This window comes from Isoptericola chiayiensis (genome assembly GCF_013149805.1).
Taxonomy (GTDB): domain Bacteria; phylum Actinomycetota; class Actinomycetes; order Actinomycetales; family Cellulomonadaceae; genus Isoptericola; species Isoptericola chiayiensis.
This window is the reverse complement of the sequence record NZ_JABEZT010000014.1, coordinates 1-19,192: the sequence shown is the minus strand read 5'-3', so window position 1 is coordinate 19,192 and position 19,192 is coordinate 1. Positions and strand designations below refer to the sequence as shown.

Genomic DNA, 19,192 nt, shown 5'->3' with positions numbered 1-19,192 from the left:
GGACTACATCCACTTCTTCCAGCGGAAGATGCCGTACAGCCCGACGCTGACGGCCAGCATCAGCAGCAGCGCCATGGGGTAGCCCCACACGGCGTGCAGCTCGGGCATGACGTCGAAGTTCATGCCGTAGACGGCGCCGACGAGGGTCGGGGCGAACAGGATGGCGGCCCAGCCGGAGATCTTCTTGACCTCCTCGCCCTGCTTGATGGACACCTCGGTCAGGTGCGTCATCTCCTCGTTCTGGCGCTGCGCGACCAGGGTGGCGTTCACCGTGAGGATGTCGCGCAGCGCGGCGCGGAACGTCTCGACCGAGTCGGAGACCTCGGTGAGGTGGTCGGCGACGTCGCGCAGGTAGGCCTGCATCTCCTCGTCGACCCGGTACTTCTCGGCGCCCTTGGCCAACGACAGGCACACGTTCTGCAGGGGCCGCACGGCGCGCTGGAAGTCCACCACCTCGCGGGACAGCTCGTAGATGCGCCGCGAGACGTGCGCGTCGCCGGAGAAGACCTCGCCCTCGATCTGGTCGATGTCGTAGTCGAGTCCCGAGACGACGGGCGCGTAGTCGTCCACGACGCGGTCCATGATCGCGTAGAGCACGGCCTCGGGACCCCGGCCCAGCATCTGCGGGGTCGACTCCAGCCGGGCCCGGACGGCGGGCAGGTCGGGGGAGTCGCCGTGACGCACGGTGACCACGAAGTCGGGGCCGATGAACACGTGCAGCTCGGAGAACTCCACCTCCTCGATCGAGTCGAGGTAGCGAGCGGCGTGCAGGACGACGAACAGGGTGTCGCCGTAGCGTTCGATCTTGGGGCGCTGGTGGGCCTGGATGGCGTCCTCGACGGCCAGCGGGTGCAGGTCGAACTCCCGGGCCAGCGCGGCGAGCTCGTGCTCGTCGGGGCGCTCCAGGCCGATCCAGGCCATCCCGCCGGGCGTGGACCGCAGCGCGCGGAAGGTGTCCGCCAGCCGCGTGTAGTTCGCGGTGCGGTTGCCCTCGTCGTCGTACACGGCGGCCGCGATGATCGCCGACCGGGCGCGGATCGGGGTGACGGGCGCCTCGCCGGGCGCGACGTCGCCGGCGGGACCGGTGCCGGGGGCGCCGGTGCGGCGGGCGCGCAGCGCGCCGAGCATCTGGCGGGTTCGGACCGAACGGTGGGAGCTGCTGAAGGCCATGAGGGACTCCGAGGCGTGCAGGGGCGGTGGTCTGCGTGCTGGATCCCGCGACTGGGGTCGCCGGCGGTGGCGAGGTCGGGTCGGGTGGCGTCGCCCGTGCGGCGGGCGGTGTCGAACCGGGTCAGTCGCGGTTCGGACTACTGGGAGGCTCGCTGCGGGTCATGCGCGGTACCTCCTTCGTGGTCTGACGGCGTGTCTGCCGGTGTCCTGGTGGCCGGGGTCGGGGCCGCCCGACGTCGGTGGCCGGGCGCGCACAGTCTACTCCGGTGCTGGTCGCAGCGCCCGGGCGGTGGACGTGGCGCCGGCCACGTGACGGAGGCCGGGGTCAGTGCACCCCGGGTCATCGCACTTCGGGTCAGCGCGCCGCGACCGGCCTGCGGGCCGTGTGCATGACGCCGGCGCCGTGGCCCGCCACGTCGACCCCGGCGCGCACGACGCGAGCGGCGCCGTCGGACACCTCGACCGTGGACACCGACGCGTTCGGCAGCGCGACCACCGCCTCGGGATCCACCGTCCACAGGTACGCGGCGAGCGTCAGTCCGTGCCCGACGACGAGCACGTGCGCGTCCGGGCCGCCGCCGTCGACCGCCGTGCCGTCGTCGTCGTTGCCGCTCGCCACCGGTCCGTGCGCGGTCACGACACGCGCGAACACGTCGCGGACGCGCGTCATGAACCGGTCGGCGGGCTCGCCGCCGCCCACACCCGGGTGCGTCCCCGCCAGCAGGTCGGGGACGAACAGCGACCACGGCATCTCGGCGTCCAGGATCCGCTCCGGCCGCCGCTCGAGGCTGCCGAACGACAGCTCGCGCAGGTCGTCGTCGATGCGCAGCCGCAGCTCCGGGTGGTGCTTGAGGATCTCCACCGCCGTCTGCACGGCCCGCCCCTGCGGGGAGGAGTAGACGGCGTCGAAGTCGTGTCCGGACAGGTGTTGGGCGGTGACCCGCACGCCGGCGCGCCCGGTGCGGGTCAGCGGGGCGTCGCAGGAGCCCTGCAGGTGGCGTCGCGCGTTGAGGGTGGTCTGCCCGTGGCGGACCAGCGTCAGGGTGAGGGTCATCGTCGGTGTGCCCTTTCGTCGGGGTCTGTCAGCCCGACCGTACGATCCCGCGGTGGACACCGGGTGGCCGGCGGATGCACGCCGACCGGCGATCCGGCGTCGGCCACGTCGACGCCGGCCAGGTCTTCCCTCTGTCGGCCCCGGCGGCTACGGTGCCGGGACCGGCACGACGACCTGGAGCGACGTGGGCATGGAGAACCTGTTCGGACCGCGCTACTACGACCTGGACGGCATGCCCGTCTCCGAGGCGCGGTGGGCCGTCATGTGGCACACGCAGGAACGGGTCGTGGCCCGCACCCTCGTCGGAGCCGACTACGTCGTCGAGGCACGCTGGATCGGCACCGACCGCGAGGAGTACCTGCACACCCCGCCGCACATCTACCGCGTCAGCGTCCACCCGCTCGGCTACCTGCTGCCCGCCGACGCCGACGACGACACCCCTGCCAGCCTGCTCCTGACCGACGAGACCACCCACGAGGAGTGCGTCCCCGACCGGACCACCGCGATCGTCACCCACGACCTGCTCGTCGCCTCGGTGCGCGAACGGCTGGCCGGAGCCCGGTTCGTGACCCGGCGATGCATCCCGCTGCGCGACCTCATCGCCGAACCCCCGCTGCCCGCCTGAGAGCCGGCGCCCCGGCCGGGCCCGGACGCGAGGACGTGGCCGAGCAGGTCAGCGCACCCGGACCGACAGGCAGGTGACGCACCCCTCGAGCTTCTCGAACTCGGTCACCGGGCTCGTGACGACCTCCAGACCGCGGCCGCGCAGCAGGTCGGCGGTGCGTGGGGCGCTCGCGGACAGCAGCACGGTGCGCTCGTCGAGGACGACGACGGCGTTGCCCTCCGGCTCGGGGACCGGCAGGAAGCTCTCGAAGACCTCGGGCGCTTCGACCAGGGGCTCGTGGCCGATCACCGTCCCGTCGGGCAGCGCCGTGACGGCGCTCTTGAGGTGCAGCACCCGGGTGACCGGCACCGCCACGACCCGCCACCCGCGCGGCTCGAGGAGCGTGCGCAGGCGCGCCACGCCGTCGTCGTCGGTGCGGCTCGAGCGGCCGACGTAGACGGTGCGGCCCACCTTCAGCACGTCGCCGCCCTCGAGGGTGGCCGGGGCCTCGATCTCGGCGACCTCCAGGCCGAGCGACGCGACGACGGGGCGCATGCTCGCGACCTCGCCGCGGCGGGTGGCGGCTCCGGGGCGGGTGAGGACGGCCAGGTCGTCGAAGACCACCACGGCGTCCTCCACGAACACGCCGTCGGGATGCTCGTCGGCGGTCGGGAGCTCGCGGACCTGCCAGCCACGGTCGGCGAAGACGGCGAGGTAGTCGTCCCACTGGCGGCGGGCCAGCCCGGCGTCCACGGGGACGCGGTCGAGGTGGGTCAGCTCGCCGTCGGCGAGGCGGGGCGACGGCGGGCGGACGAGCAGTGTGCCGGACATCCGGTGACGGTACCGCGAGGTCGTACCTCCCGTCCCGCGGCCGCACCCTGGGGGTACGACCGCGGGACGGAAGGTACGACCTCGCGATCGGAGGGGGGGGGGTCAGCGGCGAGCGGTTCTGCGGCCCGTCAGCGCAGCCGCCACCGCCAGCAGTCCGCCGACGACGGCGATCCCGGCGCCGAGCCCCGCCACCAGCCACGGCAGGTCCACCGGGATGCCGAGATGCACGGTCAGCCCGAGGATCCGCGACAAGCCCCACGGCAGCACCATCATCTGGTCGTTCCAGGCGGTGAGCACGGTCTCCAGCCCGACCGCGCCGACGATCAGGCCGCAGGCGAGCAGCGGTGCCGCCGTCGCCAGCAGCACCCGACCGGCGGTCCCGGCCGGTCCGCGGCCGAGCGAACGCAGCGCGAACCAGGCCGCCGCGAGCACCCAGCAGAACGCCGCGAACGCGACCGTCACGTAGAGCGCTCGCGAGGTCGGTTCGGCCCACAGGCCGTACCAGTACCCGCCCGGTCCGGTGACCGACAGCGCCACCAGCAGGATCACCGTCCGGAGCACCGCCGCCCCGCCGACGGCGCCCGCCAGCGTGAACCCGTCGCCCCGGCCGACGAGCAGACGCAGCACCGCGACGAAGACCAGCCACGCCCCGAGCACCAGGAGCAGGTGCACCCACGACAGTGCCCAGGTGTAGGCCACGCGGCTGAGCACCAGGGCCGCAGCCGGCAGCACCCACACCAGCACCCGGTCGGTGCGCGTCGCGGCGGGGGCGAGCTCGGCGACCCGCCACGGACGTGTCGCACCGAGCCACAGCGCGCGCAGCGCCGTCGCACCCGGGACAGGCGCCTGCGGGGTGACCGACGACGACGGTGCCGCCGCCGCCGCTGCACCGGCTCGCGTGCCGCCGTCGTCCGCGCGACGGGTGCGGGCCAGCAGCCGCTGCCCGGGGCCGGTGCCGAGCAGCAGCCCGACCACGAGCAGCACACCGAGCACGCGGGCGACCCACGCCACGGACTGGTCCCGCTCGGCGCGCTCGATGCCGAGGTCGGCGGCGGTGAACGTGTAGGCGGGCAGGTCGAGGTCGTCGCCGTAGGTGGCGACGTGCGCGGCGCGGGAGACCTCGTAGGCGTCGCGGGCGGCGGCCCAGGCCTCCCGGGCGGCCGGGTCGGCGGTGTCGAGCCACCGCCCGTGCTGCAGGACGACGTCGCGGTAGTCGGCGAGCACGGTGAACAGGTCGACCTGGTAGTCGAGCGCGGCGAGGAACTGCTCGCGCAGCCCGGCGTCGCGCCAGCTGGCGGCGTCGGTGCCGGCGACGACGGCACGCATCTCCTCGGCGACGGCGACGGCCTGGTGCCCCTCGGCCTGGGCGGCGTCGAGGTCGTCGCCCACGATCGAGGAGATGGAGTCCAGGGCTGCGGCGTCCCCGGAGAGGATGTCCCACTCGAAGATCCACATCATCGGCGGCGGTTCGAGCCCGAGCGCCCGGACCTGGTTCTCGGCGAACTCGCCGATGTACAACCCGTGGCGGATCGCGTCGCGGGACAGCGCCATCGCCTCGCCGATGGCGGCGACGGTGTCCGGGTCGTCGGAGAACGTGGCGCGCGCCCAGGCCGCGGTGATCTCGCCGGGGTCGGCCTGCGGGTCGGTGGCCAGGCGCGCCGCGGCGTAGGTGTTGAGGTCGTAGAGCTGCCAGAAACCGGTCTTGCGGTAGAGCGACATCGGGCCGGCCTTCCAGGGGCCGCCGTCCTGGGCCCAGGCCCACACGCCCTCGACGTGCGGGTTCACCTGCAGGTAGTGCTGCAGCGCCTCGGCGTACGCCGACCCGAGGTCGTTGGGCAGCGCGCCGAACGCCTCGAACTCGCGGCGCGACTGCAGCTCGACGATGCGCCGCTGGTCGCCGATCTCCAGGGTCGGGTTGAGCGGCAACCAGGAGTAGAAGTCGCCGGCGACGTGCTTGGTCGAGACCACCAGCGACGGCGAGTCGACGCCGGCCAGCACGGCCTCGTACGAGTCGGGGTTGGTGTGCATGTCGCCCACCGCGCCGACACCGACCGACCAGGAGCGAAAGATGACGTCCTTGCCGTGCTGCTCGGCGACGTCGGTGAACGCCGTGAGCATGGCGCGCACGGACTCGGTGTCCGTGACGGCCAGCTCGGACCAGTAGTCCCAGCCGGGCAGGTCGTAGATACGGCCCGCCTCGCCGATGCGGATCATCAGCCCGTCCACGGCCGGCATCGTCTCGAAGACCTCCGCCAGGCCGGCGGCGTAGACCTCCCACAGGTCGGGGTCGGTGGTGTCGAGGCCGCGCTCGTCGAGGTAGGCCTGCAGGGGAGTGGTGAGCATGAGCATGTCCGTCTGGAGGTAGACGTCCATCCCGGCGTCGTCGGCGTCGGCCCACAGCCCGCCGAACTCGGCCTGCATCGTCTCGGCGCGGGCGACGTGCTCGTCGTCGCCGGTGTACACCGGCTCGTCCAGCCCTGCGAAGGTCACGTACTCGAGGAACCCGGGGATGACGACGCCGGTGAACCCCTGGGCGAGCTGGCTCGCGACGTAGCTGCGGAAATCGTCGGCGTCGGCGGCGAAGCTCTCCGGGTCCACGTAAGGGGCATCGGACAGGATCGTGCTCGCGAAGGAGCCGCCGTTGTGCGAGTACGGGTCGTCGTGGCGCCAGGCCTCGGGGTCCGGTGCGATGCCTGTGGCGCCCTTGTCCACCAGGCGCAGGCTCATCTGCGGGGCCTGGACGACGCCGTCCTCCGCGGCCGGCAGCGGGTCCGTCGCCGTACGGATGCGGTCGGCCACGGTGTACAGGCCGTGCGCCGCGCCGTCGTCCGTGGGGGCTTCCAGCAGCCAGCCGTCCGCGCCGCCGGTCAGGCGGTACGACTCGTCACGGCCGGTGCCTGCGGGGGCGGTGCCGAGGTCGACGCCGGTGACGACCGTCAGCGTGCCGGGCCCGGCGGCGCCCGGGACGCGGCCGTCGGCCGGGGTGCCGCCGTCGTCCGGGGTGCCGCCGTCGGACACCGCCGTGGCCGTGCTGCCTCGCGATGCCAGGGCGGCGACGACGGCGTCCGCGGCCAGGGTGAGCTGGGTGCGGTCCGCGGTGCGCACCTCGGTCAGGTCGGGCGCCGCGACCGGCGTGCCGGCGGGTGCCGCCTGCGGGTCCTCGGGTGCGGCGGTCACCGGCTCGGCGGAGATGGCGAGCAGGCCGGAGAGCTGCGTCGAGACGACGAAGCCCAGCACCAGCAGGACGACGGCGGTGGCGGCCGCGTACCAGGGGCGGCGGCGCGCGGTGGGACGGTCGGTGTCGGGCACGGCGTGAGTGTAGGTGGCTCAGGTCACACGGCGGACACGCATGGTGCCGGTGTCCGTCGGGGGTAACCCTCGGCGCGGCGACCACCCGAAGCTGAGACACGATCTCCCTAGGCGCGGGTGGTGCGGCGCGCGCATACTCGCAGGGACCTCGGAGCGGGCCGGCGTCCACGACGGCCGCCGACCCAAGAGGTCACCGCCCGGCCACACAGAGAGGTGAACCATGCAGCGCGACGTGTACGACGAGGACCACGAGGCCTTCCGCGAGGTCGTCAAGGAGTTCATCAAGCGCTACGCGACGCCGGAGAAGGCGAAGCAGTGGGACGCCGACGGCGAGGTCGACCGGGACACCATGCAGGCTGCGGCCGAGCACGGCATCGTCGGCCTGTCGGTGCCCGAGGAGTACGGCGGCGCCGGGATGCTGCACGACTTCCGCTTCCGGTGCGTCGCGATCGAGGAGATCCTGCGGCCCGGGCACGCCGCGGCGCTCGCGGGCGGCGTCGGTATCCAGGACGACCTGGCCGTGCCGTACCTCGTCCACTTCGGCACGGACGAGCAGAAGCAGAAGTGGTTGCCGAAGATGGCGACCTGCGAGGTGCTCGGTGCGCTCGCGATGACCGAGCCGGGCGCCGGCAGCGACCTCCGCAGCGCGCGGACCACCGCGAAGAAGGTCGACGGCGGCTACGTCGTCAACGGCTCGAAGATCTTCATCTCCAGCGGCAAGACCGCCGACCTCGTCGTCACCTTCGTCAAGACCGGCGAGGGCAACCGCCCCGACGACTTCAGCCTGCTGCTCATCGAGGACGGCATGGAGGGGTTCGTCCACGACAAGAAGCTCGTCAAGATGGGGTCGCACGGTCACGACACCGCCGAGCTCAACTTCACCGACGTGTTCGTGCCGGACGAGAACCTCATCGGCGGCACCCCCGGTCAGGGGTTCGTGCAGCTCATGAAGAACCTGCCCCTGGAGCGGCTCTCCATCGGTGCGGTCGCCGCCGCCGTGAGCGAGGCGGCGCTCGAGTGGACGCTGGAGTACACCACGAGCCGCCAGGCGTTCGGTCAGCCGGTCTCCGCGTTCCAGAACACGCGGTTCCGCCTCGCCGACATGGCCACCACGGTGGACGTGCTGTGGGCCTACATCGACCGTGCCATGACCCTGTACGGCAAGGGAGAGCTCACCGCCGACGAGGCCGCCAAGGTCAAGTACTGGTGCACCGACCGGGAGTGGGAGGTCCTGGACCAGGCCGTCCAGCTCCACGGCGGCTACGGCTACATGATGGAGTACCCGATCACCCGGGCGTTCGTCGACGCTCGCGTCCACCGCATCTACGGCGGGACCAACGAGGTCATGCGCGAGATCGTCGCCCGCAGCCTGACCGGTCGCAAGTGAGCGTGCGGTCCACCACGAGGGCCGGTCGGCCCGCAGCGAGGAGAACGGCTCGTCCATGAAGATCGTCGTGCTGATGAAAGAGGTGCCCAACACCTACGGCGAGCGGACGCTCAGCCTGGAGACGGGCCTGGCGGAGCGGGCCACGTCCGACAACGTGCTCGACGAGGTCACCGAGCGGGCGATGGAGGTGGCGCTGGCGTACGCCGACGCGCACGAGGGCACGCAGGTGCACGCCCTGACGGTCGCGCCGGAGGGGGCGACGACGTCGGTGCGCAAGTGCCTCGCGATGGGGGCCGAGGCTGCCACCCACGTGGTCGACGACGGACTCGTCGGGGCGGACCTCGGCCTGACCGCCGAGGTGATCGCCGCAGCGCTGGGAAGGATCGGCTTCGACCTGGTCGTCGCCGGCAACCAGTCCACGGACGGCATGGGCGGGGTGCTGCCCGCCATGGTGGCCGAGCTGCTCGGTGTGCCGCACCTGACGAACCTGTCCGAGGTGACGATCGCGGAACCCGAGGTGGCCGGGACCCGGGTCTCGGACGACGCGGACGTCCAGGTGAGCGCCACGCTGCCGGCGGTGGTGTCGGTGACCGACGCGCTGCCGGAGGCCCGGTTCCCGAACTTCAAGGGCATCATGGCGGCGAAGAAGAAGCCGCTCGACGTGCTCTCGCTCGACGACCTCGGCATCGACGCCGAGGACATGACGGCGTCGCGCACCATCATGCTCGCCATCGACCAACGTCCGCCGCGGACGGCCGGCGTGAAGATCACGGACTCGGGTGACGCCGGCACGCAGCTCGCCGGGTTCCTCGCCGAGAACCAGCTGATCTGAGGAAGGACCTGACGATGACTTTTGCTCCTGACTCGATCCTGGTGCTGCTCGACACGACCCCCGAGGGCGACCTGGCGACGTCGTCGGCCGCGCTCCTCGGGGCGGCCGCGACGGTCGGCACCCCCGTGGCGGTCGTCCTCGGCGACGAGGCGGCGGCCACCGCGGCCGCCGAGCTGGGTGCGTCGACGGTGCTGCACGCTCCCGCCGCGACCGAGGTCACGGTGTCCGCGACGGACGCCCTGGCCGGTGCGGCGACCCAGGTGCGGCCGGACGCGATCCTGGCACCGCACTCGGTGGAGGGCCGCGAGGCCGCCGCCCGGTACGCCGCGCGCACCCGGTCCGGTCTCGTCGTCGACGCGACCGCCGTCGAACGCGACGACCTCGGCGTCGTCGCGCGCGGCTCCGCCTACGGCGGCGCCTACACCGTGACGTCCTCGGTGACGCACGGCCCGCCCGTGATCACCGTCCGGCAGGGCGCGGTCGAGGCGCGGGCCGAGGCCCGGCCCGCGAACCTCGTCGCGCTCGACGTCGTCGCCGGCGAGAAGCGGGGCGCGACGATCGGTGCCGTCAAACCTGCCGCCCAGGGATCCGAACGACCGGACCTGCGCAGCGCCCGGACCGTCGTCTCCGGCGGCCGCGGCGTCGGCTCCAAGGAGCAGTTCGCCCTGGTCGAACAGCTGGCCGACGCGCTCGGCGCGGCCGTCGGCGCCTCGCGTGCGGCGGTCGACGACGGCTTCGTGCCCGCGTCCGCACAGGTCGGGCAGACCGGCGTCCTGGTCTCGCCCGACCTCTACGTCGCGCTCGGCATCTCGGGCGCGATCCAGCACCTGGCCGGGATGCAGACCGCGAAGACCATCGTGGCGATCAACAAGGACGCGGACGCCCCCATCTTCGAGATCGCCGACTTCGGCGTGGTCGGCGACCTGTTCGACGTCGTCCCGCAGCTGATCGAGGCGATCGAGAAGGCGAGGGCATAGGTGGCCACGCATCCGTCGACCATCCGCCGCGGACTGCCGCGTCGCCCCGGCGGACCCGCCTGGCCGGACGTCGCGGCGGCAGAGGCCGCACCCTCAGGGGGCGGGACCGCTGTCGCCGACCCGGAGGATGCCGTCGTGACCTCCGAGGCCGTCGATGCCTTCGAGGCCGATGTGGCGGCCGTGGACGCCCCGTCCCAGCGGGCTGCCGATCCTGTCGCGCCGGAGCGCGGGGCCGGCGCCGACGAGCCCGCGACGGCCGGTGCGGCCACCACCGTGACCGAGGAGGTGACGCTGCGCCGAGGGCTGCCGCGCGTCCCGGGCGGCGAACCTTGGCCGCCCGGGACGACCGCGACGGTCCAGCGCGCGGCCGGGCCCGACCCGCAGGCGGACTCGTCCGAACCGGTCGCCGCCGGTGCGGGTGCTGCCGCGGCTGCCGTCGCCCCGGCGGCTCGACCGGTGGGCGAGACCTCGGTTGCGCCCGCGACCGCGCCGGCTGAGCCTCCGGCGACCACGCAGGTGTCGACGTCGGCCCCGCAGCCGACCTCGACCAGGCTGTCGGCGGCCCCGGTGGCCGACGGCCGGTCCGGATCCGGCGTCCTCGCGAAGCGGGTGCGGCGCGGCGTCCTGGGGGCGGCCGGCGTCGTCGTGGCGGCGGGCATCATCGTGCTGGCGGCACGCGGCGTGACCACGCTGCCCGGCGTGCCGGAGTTCCTCGAACGCTACCCCGGAGCCCCCGACCTGCCGGAGTCGGCACCCGTCGGCTTCCCGGTCTGGCTCAACGTCGTGCACTACCTCAACTTCTTCTTCATGGTGCTGATCGTGCGATCGGGCCTCGAGGTGCGCTACCAGCAGAAGCCGGCCGCCTACTTCACGTCGAGACGCGGCAACAAGGTCAGCCTGTCGGTGTGGCTCCACACCAGCCTCGACCTGCTGTGGCTGCTCAACGGGCTGGTGTTCGTGACGCTGCTCTTCGTCACCGGTCAGTGGATGCGGATCGTGCCCACGTCCTGGGACGTCTTCCCGCACGCCGCGTCGTCCGCTCTGCAGTACCTGACCCTGGACTGGCCGCTCGAGGACGGCTGGGTGCACTACAACGGGCTCCAGCTGCTCACCTACTTCCTGGTGGTGTTCGTGGCCGCACCCCTCGCGGCGCTCACCGGGGCCCGGATGAGCGAGTGGTGGCCGAAGAAGGCGACCCGCTTGAACACGGTCTACCCGGCGTCGTTGGCCCGGGCGGTCCACTTCCCGGTGATGCTGTTCTTCGTCCTGTTCGTCATCGGGCACGTGACCCTCGTGCTCAGCACCGGGGCGCTGCGCAACCTCAACCACATGTACGCGGCCCAGGACGCGACGAGCTGGGTCGGGTTCGCGTGGTTCGCCGGGGGACTGGCGCTGGCCGTCGCAGCCGTGCTCCTGGCCCGCCCGCTATTCGTCGCCCCGATCGCCTCGCTGTTCGGCAAGGTCAGCAGCCGCTGACGAGCCGCCCGGGGTCCCGGGAGAGGACCGGCCGGTCGGCCGGCCACCTCATCGCCCGACAACGTTCCGTGAGGTCGTACCGCGCGTCCTGCGGTCGTACCCGCCGGGTACGACCGCAGGGCGCGCGGTACGACCTCACGGAAGCCGCGGGTTCATGAGGGGTCCACGAGCTCCCACGGCCCGTGCGGGTCGCCGGGCTCCTGGTTGCGGGTCCACCACTGCGCCACGTACGTCTCGCCGTCGTGCACGACGACGTCACCGGCGTCGAACACCCGCGACGGCGTCCACAACGCGGTGCCGTCGTCGGCCGTGGCGATCTCCTGCCACGAACCCCACACCGAGACGCCGGGCGTCTCGGTGGTCCACCACTGGGCACGGAAGACCGCCCCGTCGTGACGCACCTCGTCGCCGGTGTCGTAGGTGGCGTCGGCGTCCCAGCGCTCGATGACCGGCGTCTCGCCCGCGGTGTACCGCGTGAAGTTGTATTCGCGCGGAGACTGCGGACGCTGCTCGCCGGTGACCTTGGCGTCCAGGTCGCAGGGACCGTTGGCCTCGATCTCGAGCCACTCACCCTGGACGTATTCGACGACCTCCTCCTTGTCGTCGCCGCAGATGTCCACGTGCCACAGACGCGCGTCGTCGAGCTCGGTGACGAACTCGCCGTCGCCGGAGTGGATGCCGGTGGGCTCCCCGCAGCCGCGGTTCCAGACCATGATCATGTCCCGACCGTCACCGGCCCAGTTGTGGATCGGCTCCGGGATGGTGCCGTAGCAGCCGCGCGTCTGGCGCTCCTCCGCCCAGACGGTCTCACCCTGGGCGTCGATCATGAACAGCCCGTCCAGGCCGTTGGAGGACCGGTTGATCCGGTCCAGGCCGAACGTCTCGAGGCCCGGCAGGTCGGTGCGGTACTCGCCGACCATGATGTTCTGCGACTCGACGGTGTCGTCGTTGACCCAGATGGTCTCACCGGTGTCCCAGCGGTGGGCCGACGTCGAGGCACCGCCGAGCAGCACGTCCGCGGTGCCGTCGGAGTCGATGTCCGCCACCCAGATGGTGTCCGCGTGGTCGGGCAGGTCGGCGCTCCACAGCAGGTTGCCGTCGGCGTCGACCATGTCGTAGCCGATCATGATCTCGTCACGGCCGTCGCCGTCGAAGTCATAGGGCCACGGGTAGTGCCCCGTGTTGCCCTCGTGCTCCCAGATGACGGTGCCGTCCGACTCCAGCAGCCAGGCCTTCGAATAGCGGTTCTTCACGAGGATCTCGTCCGGATGGCCCTCGCCGTCGGCGTCGACGAACACGATGGCGTCGTGCGCCTCCGGGTCCGGCAGGGCGAAGTCGCGCACGTGCTCGCCGGTGGCGCCGTCGAACACGTAGAAGCGGCCCTCGGCGTCGGTGTCGCCGTCGGGGTACATGACGGCGACGACCTCCAGGTCGCCGTCGCCGTCGGTGTCGACCACCTGGGCGGGGATGTCCTGGCTGTTGTTGCGCCCGTCCGGGTCCACCTCGCCGATCTGCCAGAGCTGCTCGCCCGTGGCGGTGAACGCCGTCATGGAGGCGACCATCGGGCCGGTGTACAGGGCGCCGGCGTTGATGTGGTGCGGCTGGACCATGACGATCTCGGGCCGGCCGTCGCCGGTCAGGTCGCCGAACCAGGGGCGGGCGCCGTCACCGGCGACCCTCGTGTCGATCTCGGCGACGGTGTTGGTGCCGATCATCTGCTCCAGCGTGGTGTTCTCCGAGGGCTCGGAGATGCCGCCCGCGCCGACCGCCCGAACCTGGTAGGTCCAGGTGAAGCAGCATTCGGTGCCGTAGCCGACCTCCAGGGCGCTCGCGGTGTCCTCGGTGCGCTCCAGGAGCTGCCAGTCGTGGGCGACGTGGTCGGTGCGGTAGACGTCGTAGGCCACGGCGCCGTCGGCGGCGTCCCAGCGCAGGGTCGAGGTCGTCGCGTCGTCGTCACCCTCGACGCGCAGGTTCGTCGGGGCCGACGGCGGGTCCTGCTCCTCGTCGGCGGCCTCGATGGTCAGCGGCTGCGACGGGCCGGACTCCGTGCCCGCCGCGTTGGTCTGGGTGACGGTGTAGGTGAGGGTGTCGCCCAGACGGATCGCGTCGTCGCTGTCCGTGAAAGCGGGCTCGGTGGTGGTGCCGATCTGCTCCTCGTCCGCACCGTTGATGCTGCGGTAGACGGTGTAGGACGCCGCGTCCGCCGGGGCGTTCCAGGTGAGGCCCACCTCGACCGCCGTGCCGTCGACCTCGACGTCGGTGGCGAGAGCGGTCGGCGGGAGCTGGGAGGAGACGGTGACGCCGTTGATCCGGCCGTCGCGGGCGACGTCCAGGTCGAGGCGGCCGTCGGTGACCTCGACGGCCTGGGCCCAGGTGGCGAACTCGGCGGCGCCGGCCTCGAGCGTGCCCTGGTCGGTGCCCTCGACCGTGAGCTCGGTGTAGTTGCCGGCGATCTGGTCGCCGCTGGTGACCGTCACCCAGTAGGTGCCGTCGGGGACGTCGGTCGAGAACGTCGTGGTGCCGACGGTGAAGTCGCGGCGCAGGTCGTCGGGGGCGCCGCGGTCGCGGACGGCGACCTGACGCGACAGGCCGTAGCCCGCGCCGTCGTCGTACAGCGTGGTGTGTGCGACGCGGGTGTAGCCGTCGGCCACGGGTGAGCTGGTGGAGCCGAAGTCGAAGCGCTGGTCGACGGCGGTGCCCGGGTAGGTGGTGTCGGCCGCGGCGCTGGTGGCCAGCGGCAGCGGCGCGAGGGCGACCGCGGCTGCGGCCGTGATCGCGAGGCCGCGGTGGCGTGGTCTTCTGCGGTGGGTGGGTGACAACGTCGTCCTCCATCGGTGTCCTGGCGAACTGTCGGGCCGTCCTTGGCCCGACGTGCGACGACGCCTGGTCCGGCGTCTTCGCCGTGGCCATGAATCGATTCATGAGCCATGCTGGAAAGCGTATCCCACCTGGTGGGAGGGCGCGAGGGCGTCGCGGCGTCGTGTCATCGGTGTCGATCGTTCCGTGTCGTGGGGCACCGATGTGTCAACGTACGGCGACACGGCAGCCATGTCGCCGTACCGCGACATCACGTCTCCGAAGAGCGACCCACCTCACGGCACGTCGTGTTGCGAGCATGTAACGTGGCTCGTGGTCGACCGCCCCGCGCGTCGACCGAGAACGAAACAGGCTTGTGTATCTACCAGGTGCTCCTCGCGCCCACGGCGGCACGACGATCGTGCGGCATGGCCGCGCTGGAGGAGACCCTTGACGACCCTGACCGAGTCCCGCGACCGGGCGACGACGGACCCGCGGGCCACGCTGCTCGACGCCGCCGGCCGCACCTACTTCCCGCTGGCGTTCGTCGCCCGCCTGCCCTTCGCGATGATGGTCGTCGGCGTCCTGACCCTGGTGGTCGCCGGCCGCGACTCGCTCACCCTCGGCGGGGCGACGTCGGGCATGGTCGGCCTCGGAGGAGCGGCGATCGGCCCGCTGATCGGCGCCTGGGCCGACCGCGCCGGGCAGCGCCGCGTCCTGCTCGTCACCGCCGCGGTCAACAGCCTGCTGCTCCTCGCCCTGACGGCGGCCGTCTACTCCGCGGTGCCGGACGCCGTCGTCCTCGCGATCGCGTTCGCCATCGGCGCCAGCGCCCCGCAGGTCGCCCCCATGTCCCGCAGCCGGCTCGTCGGACTCATCCACACGCGCCTGCCCGCGGCCCGGCGGCCGGCCACGTTGAGCCGCACCATGTCGTACGAGTCCGCGGCCGACGAGATCGTCTTCGTCGTCGGCCCGTTCGTCGTCGGCCTGCTGGCCGCCGCCTTCGGCCCCGCCGCGCCGATGCTCGCCGCCGCCGCGCTCACCGCGCTCGCGGTCGTGGCGTTCGCGCTCCACGCCACCGCCCGCACACCGGTCGCCGCAGCGCACGGCACTTCCGGCACGACGGCGGCACCCGCCGCGGGCGACGCGGCCCGCGCGACGCACGCCACGCCGTCGGCCCCCGGGCGGGCGCCCCGCACGCAGGCACCCGCCCGCGAGCTGTGGCACCGACGAGTCCTGGTGCTCGTGGCCGGGTTCGTCGGCATCGGGCTGTTCTTCGGCGCCACCCTGACCGCCATGTCCGCGGTCACCGGGGATGCCGGGCACTCCGAGCGGGCCGGCCTGCTGTACGGGTTCATGGGCATCGGGTCCGTGGTCTCGGCGCTCGCGGTCTCCGTGCTGCCGACGCGGTTCAGCCTCCGCGCGCGCTGGCTGACGGCTGCCGTCGTACAGCTCGCCGGCGCCGTCGTCATCTGGACCGCGGGCTCCACCGCCGTGCTGATCGTGGGCCTGCTGGTCGCGGGACTCGGCATCGGGCCGAGCCTGGTGACGATCTACTCCCTGGGCTCGGCGCGCAGCCCCCGCGGGCGCGGCACCACGGTGATGACGATGCTCGGTTCGTCGGTGATCCTCGGGCAGTCGGTCGCCTCGGCGGGTACCGGCTTCCTGGCCGATGCCGCCGGCACCGGAGCCGCCCTGGCGATGCCCGCCGTCGCCGGCACGGTGATCCTCGGGGCCGCCGTGGGGAACTGGCGGCTGACCGACCGATAGGCTGGCTCGAATGCCGCCTGTCGACCGCTGGGACCGCGACCTCGCCCAGGACGGGTGCGCACGCATCACCCCGCCGCGCCGATGGCTGTTCCTGTCCCTGGCGGCCTCGCTCGTCCTGTTCCCGCTCGGCGTGAACGTCTGGCTCGCCGAGGACGCGAACCGCACCGTCGCCGGCCTGCTTCTCGGTGTCTCGCTGCTCGGCGTCGCGGTCTCGGGGTGGCGGATCGCGCGGCCCGCCCGCCTCGAGGTCACCCCCTCGGGGGTTCGCTACCGGCGCCTCGACCTGGCCTGGAGCGACGTCGCCGGGGTTCGGGACCGCACCACGAGCGGCAACCGCTTCGTCCTGCTCGACCTGACGGACGCCGCCGCCGCGCGCCTGGGCGCCGGCCGCCCGCTGCGGTGCGGCGACGACGGGACCTGCGTGGAGATCCCCGGCCCGTTCGACCACCACGACGAGCTGGTCGCCTGGCTCGAGGACGTGCGCGTCAGGCCGCGCGACGGCGGTGCTCGGCCGGACTGATCCCGCGCACCCGCTTGAACGCGGCGCTCAGGGCGAACGGCGTCGTGTACCCGACGGTGCGGGCCACCGCGGCCAGCGTGGCGCCGTCGTCGGCGAGCAGCAGGTCGGCGGCGAGGTCGAGCCGCCACCCGGTCAGGTACGCCACGGGCGGTTCGCCGACCAGCTCGGTGAACCGCCGCGCGAAGGCCGCCCGCGACAGCCCGACCTCCCGGGCCAGCGACTCGACGCTCCACGGCCGGGCCGGGTCGTGGTGGATGAGCCGCAGCGCCGCGCCGACGGCGGGGTCGGCGTCCGCCCGGTACCAGCCGGGGGCGTCGGGGCGGTCGAGCCACGTGCGCAGGCAGGTGATGAGCAGCAGGTCGAGGAGCCGGTCCAGCACGGCCTCCTGCCCGGGCAGGTCCTGGACCACCTCGCGGGCCAGCAGGTCGATGACGGTGGCGTCGATGTCGCCGCGCCGCAGCACCACCCGGTGGGGCAGCAGGCGCAGGATCCGCCGTCCGACCGCACCGTCCAGCGGGTAGGTGCCGGTGATGATCACCGTCTCGCCGTCGGGGTCGTTGCCCCACGAGCGCACGCCGAACGTGATCATCTCCGACGGGCCGCCGTCGATCGCACGGCAGTCCTGCGGGTTCGGGCCGACCACGACGGTCGGCTCGGTCGCCGGGGAGTCGGCCACCACGTAGTGCTCCGGGCCGCGCAGCAGGACGACGTCACCCGCCTCCACCCAGGTGCCGCCGTCGGCTCCGGTGTCCGACGGCGGCACGCGGGCACCGCCGTCGTCCCCGGACGGGTTTCGCTCGCTCGGGGCGAGCCAGACCCGGCCGCGCAGGACCGGCACGATGGTCAGCGGCGACTCGTCCTCGATGCGCATGCCCCACGGCGCCGTGAGGTGGCTGCGCAGCAGGAACGCGCCCCGGGCACGGGGGCCGTCGAGCAGGCCGGCGACGACGTCCATGACGCTGAGCCTAGCCCCGCGGTCCGGGCATTGCGAGACGTCCGCGTATGTGCGAGAGCCTGCAGGCTATGGATCGTCTCGCCTGCGGCGGGTTGACTCGGGATCGTTCGTATCCGACCGCAGGAGGACACCATGACCACACCGACCTTCCCCGCCGCGACCACCGCCCCGACCGCGAGCGACGCCGCACCCGGACCGACCGTCGTCGCCGGAGCCACCGGCAAGACGGGACGACGCGTCGCCGACCGCCTCGAAGCCGCCGGGCTGCCCGTCCGCCGCGCCTCGCGAGGCGCCACGCCGCGATTCGACTGGGCCGACGAGTCCACCTGGGCACCCGCGCTCGAGGGCGCCTCCGCCGTGCACGTCGCCTACGCGCCCGACCTCGCGGTCCCCGGCGCACCCGAAGCCGTGGCCCGCTTCGCCGCGGCGGCCCGGACCGCCGGGGCACGACGACTCACCATGGTGACCGGGCGCGGCGAGACCGAGGCGCAGCGAGCGGAGGCCCTCGTCGCCGAGGCGTTCCCCGCCCGCACCGTGCTGCGGTGCTCGTTCTTCGCCCAGGACTTCTCCGAGAGCTTCCTCCTCGACCCCGTGCTGGACGGGACGCTGGCGCTCCCGGTCGGTGACGCCGTCGACCCGTTCGTCGACCTCGAGGACGTCGCCGACGTGGCCGTCGCCGCGCTCACCGACGACCAGCACGCCGGCCAGGTCTACGAGCTCACCGGGCCGCGGCTGCTGTCCTTCGCCGACGTCGCCGCCGAGATCTCTGCCGCCAGCGGCCGCGACGTGCGCTTCGCGCCCGTGGCGATGAGCGACTTCGCCGCCGGGCTCGCTGCCGACGGCGTGCCGGACGACGTCGTCGCACTCATGCAGTACCTGTTCACCGAGGTGCTCGACGGCCGCGGCGCCTACGTCACGGACACGGTCGAGCAGGTGCTCGGCCGGCCGGCCCGGGACTTCCGCGAGTTCGCCGTCCGGGAAGCCTCGGCATGGCGGGCGCGATCATGACCGGTGCCGCCTGACGTGCCGTGGATCCTCGGTTAGCGTCGAAGGATGGATGACGTCGTGCAGGTCGTGACCACCATCGACTCCGAGGACTCGGCGGTCGACCTCGTCCGCACCGCCGTCGGTCGCCGGTTGGCGGCGTGCGGGCAGGTCGACGGCCCCGTCACCAGCGCCTACTGGTGGGACGGGGCCGTCGAGACGGCGACCGAGCGGCGCGTGACGTTCAAGACCGTGGCTGCACGGACGGACGAGCTGCAGACCTGGCTCGCCGAGGCCCACCCGTACGAGGTGCCGGAGGTGCTGGTCTCCCCGGTGAGCGACGGGAACCCGGACTATCTCGCCTGGATCCGTGCGGAGGTCGGCGACCCCTCCCCGAGGTAGGCAACACTCCCGCGACGTAGGCAACCCTCTCGCGACGTAGGCAACCTTCCCGCGGGGTAGGCGACTTCCGCGCGGGGTGGGGTTATCCGGTGAGGCGGACGTGGGCGTCGTGGACTTCGATGGGG

The 19,192-nt window shown here is 73.0% G+C and carries 15 protein-coding genes; 9 read left to right on the top strand and 6 right to left on the bottom strand.

Going from position 1 to position 19,192, the window contains the following annotated elements; all coding sequences use genetic code 11:
• Positions 1-3 precede the first annotated feature (3 nt).
• Both corA and HDG68_RS16565 read right to left on the bottom strand, forming a co-directional pair.
• Positions 4-1,170, bottom strand: a complete 1,167-nt coding sequence (gene corA, locus HDG68_RS16570) for a magnesium/cobalt transporter CorA (RefSeq protein ID WP_172153765.1) — start codon at positions 1,168-1,170, stop codon at positions 4-6.
• 355 nt (positions 1,171-1,525) lie between these two features.
• Positions 1,526-2,224, bottom strand: coding sequence for a histidine phosphatase family protein (locus tag HDG68_RS16565; protein ID WP_172153764.1), 699 nt, complete (start codon positions 2,222-2,224; stop codon positions 1,526-1,528).
• Between the two features lie 190 nt (positions 2,225-2,414).
• Between HDG68_RS16565 and HDG68_RS16560 the strand changes: the two genes are divergently transcribed.
• On the top strand, positions 2,415-2,849 hold the full coding sequence (locus HDG68_RS16560) for a hypothetical protein (protein ID WP_172153763.1): 435 nt from the start codon (positions 2,415-2,417) through the stop codon (positions 2,847-2,849).
• Between the two features lie 48 nt (positions 2,850-2,897).
• Here HDG68_RS16560 and ddaH read toward each other — a convergent pair whose 3' ends face one another.
• Together ddaH and HDG68_RS17635 are read right to left on the bottom strand one after the other, a co-directional pair.
• Positions 2,898-3,659: a dimethylargininase gene (gene ddaH, locus HDG68_RS16555; RefSeq protein WP_172153762.1), complete on the bottom strand. Its 762-nt coding sequence runs from the start codon at positions 3,657-3,659 to the stop codon at positions 2,898-2,900.
• A 102-nt stretch (positions 3,660-3,761) separates the two neighbouring features.
• Positions 3,762-6,968: a hypothetical protein gene (locus HDG68_RS17635; RefSeq protein ID WP_172153761.1), complete on the bottom strand. Its 3,207-nt coding sequence runs from the start codon at positions 6,966-6,968 to the stop codon at positions 3,762-3,764.
• A 220-nt stretch (positions 6,969-7,188) separates the two neighbouring features.
• Between HDG68_RS17635 and HDG68_RS16545 the strand changes: the two genes are divergently transcribed.
• The 4 genes from HDG68_RS16545 (at position 7,189) to HDG68_RS16530 (ending at position 11,640) form a co-directional block, all read left to right on the top strand.
• Positions 7,189-8,355 (top strand): acyl-CoA dehydrogenase family protein, encoded by a 1,167-nt coding sequence (locus tag HDG68_RS16545; protein ID WP_172153760.1) that lies wholly within the window; start codon positions 7,189-7,191, stop codon positions 8,353-8,355.
• A 55-nt stretch (positions 8,356-8,410) separates the two neighbouring features.
• Positions 8,411-9,187 (top strand): electron transfer flavoprotein subunit beta/FixA family protein, encoded by a 777-nt coding sequence (locus HDG68_RS16540; protein ID WP_172153759.1) that lies wholly within the window; start codon positions 8,411-8,413, stop codon positions 9,185-9,187.
• A 14-nt stretch (positions 9,188-9,201) separates the two neighbouring features.
• The gene (locus HDG68_RS16535) at positions 9,202-10,164 is read left to right on the top strand and encodes an electron transfer flavoprotein subunit alpha/FixB family protein (protein ID WP_172153758.1); all 963 of its coding nucleotides are present in this window, start codon (positions 9,202-9,204) and stop codon (positions 10,162-10,164) included.
• 135 nt (positions 10,165-10,299) lie between these two features.
• Positions 10,300-11,640, top strand: coding sequence for a cytochrome b/b6 domain-containing protein (locus HDG68_RS16530; protein WP_343037636.1), 1,341 nt, complete (start codon positions 10,300-10,302; stop codon positions 11,638-11,640).
• A gap of 152 nt (positions 11,641-11,792) precedes the next feature.
• Here HDG68_RS16530 and HDG68_RS16525 read toward each other — a convergent pair whose 3' ends face one another.
• Positions 11,793-14,459: a carbohydrate-binding protein gene (locus HDG68_RS16525; RefSeq protein WP_172153756.1), complete on the bottom strand. Its 2,667-nt coding sequence runs from the start codon at positions 14,457-14,459 to the stop codon at positions 11,793-11,795.
• 427 nt (positions 14,460-14,886) lie between these two features.
• Between HDG68_RS16525 and HDG68_RS16520 the strand changes: the two genes are divergently transcribed.
• A complete protein-coding gene (locus HDG68_RS16520; protein ID WP_246254264.1) occupies positions 14,887-16,206 on the top strand; it encodes an MFS transporter in 1,320 nt (439 codons plus the stop codon).
• 10 nt (positions 16,207-16,216) lie between these two features.
• Entirely contained in the window at positions 16,217-16,726 is a 510-nt protein-coding gene (locus HDG68_RS16515; protein ID WP_172153754.1) for a hypothetical protein, read from the top strand.
• Here HDG68_RS16515 and HDG68_RS16510 read toward each other — a convergent pair.
• Positions 16,692-17,681 (bottom strand): AraC family transcriptional regulator, encoded by a 990-nt coding sequence (locus HDG68_RS16510; RefSeq protein ID WP_172153753.1) that lies wholly within the window; start codon positions 17,679-17,681, stop codon positions 16,692-16,694. The two genes, HDG68_RS16515 and HDG68_RS16510, sit on opposite strands and share 35 nt — an antisense overlap.
• 132 nt (positions 17,682-17,813) lie before the next feature.
• Between HDG68_RS16510 and HDG68_RS16505 the strand changes: the two genes are divergently transcribed.
• Positions 17,814-18,689 carry a Rossmann-fold NAD(P)-binding domain-containing protein gene (locus HDG68_RS16505; protein WP_172153752.1) on the top strand — a complete coding sequence of 292 codons (876 nt, stop codon included), beginning with the start codon at positions 17,814-17,816 and terminating at the stop codon, positions 18,687-18,689.
• Between the two features lie 45 nt (positions 18,690-18,734).
• On the top strand, positions 18,735-19,067 hold the full coding sequence (cutA, locus tag HDG68_RS16500; protein WP_172153751.1) for a divalent-cation tolerance protein CutA: 333 nt from the start codon (positions 18,735-18,737) through the stop codon (positions 19,065-19,067).
• Positions 19,068-19,192: the final 125 nt, after the last annotated feature.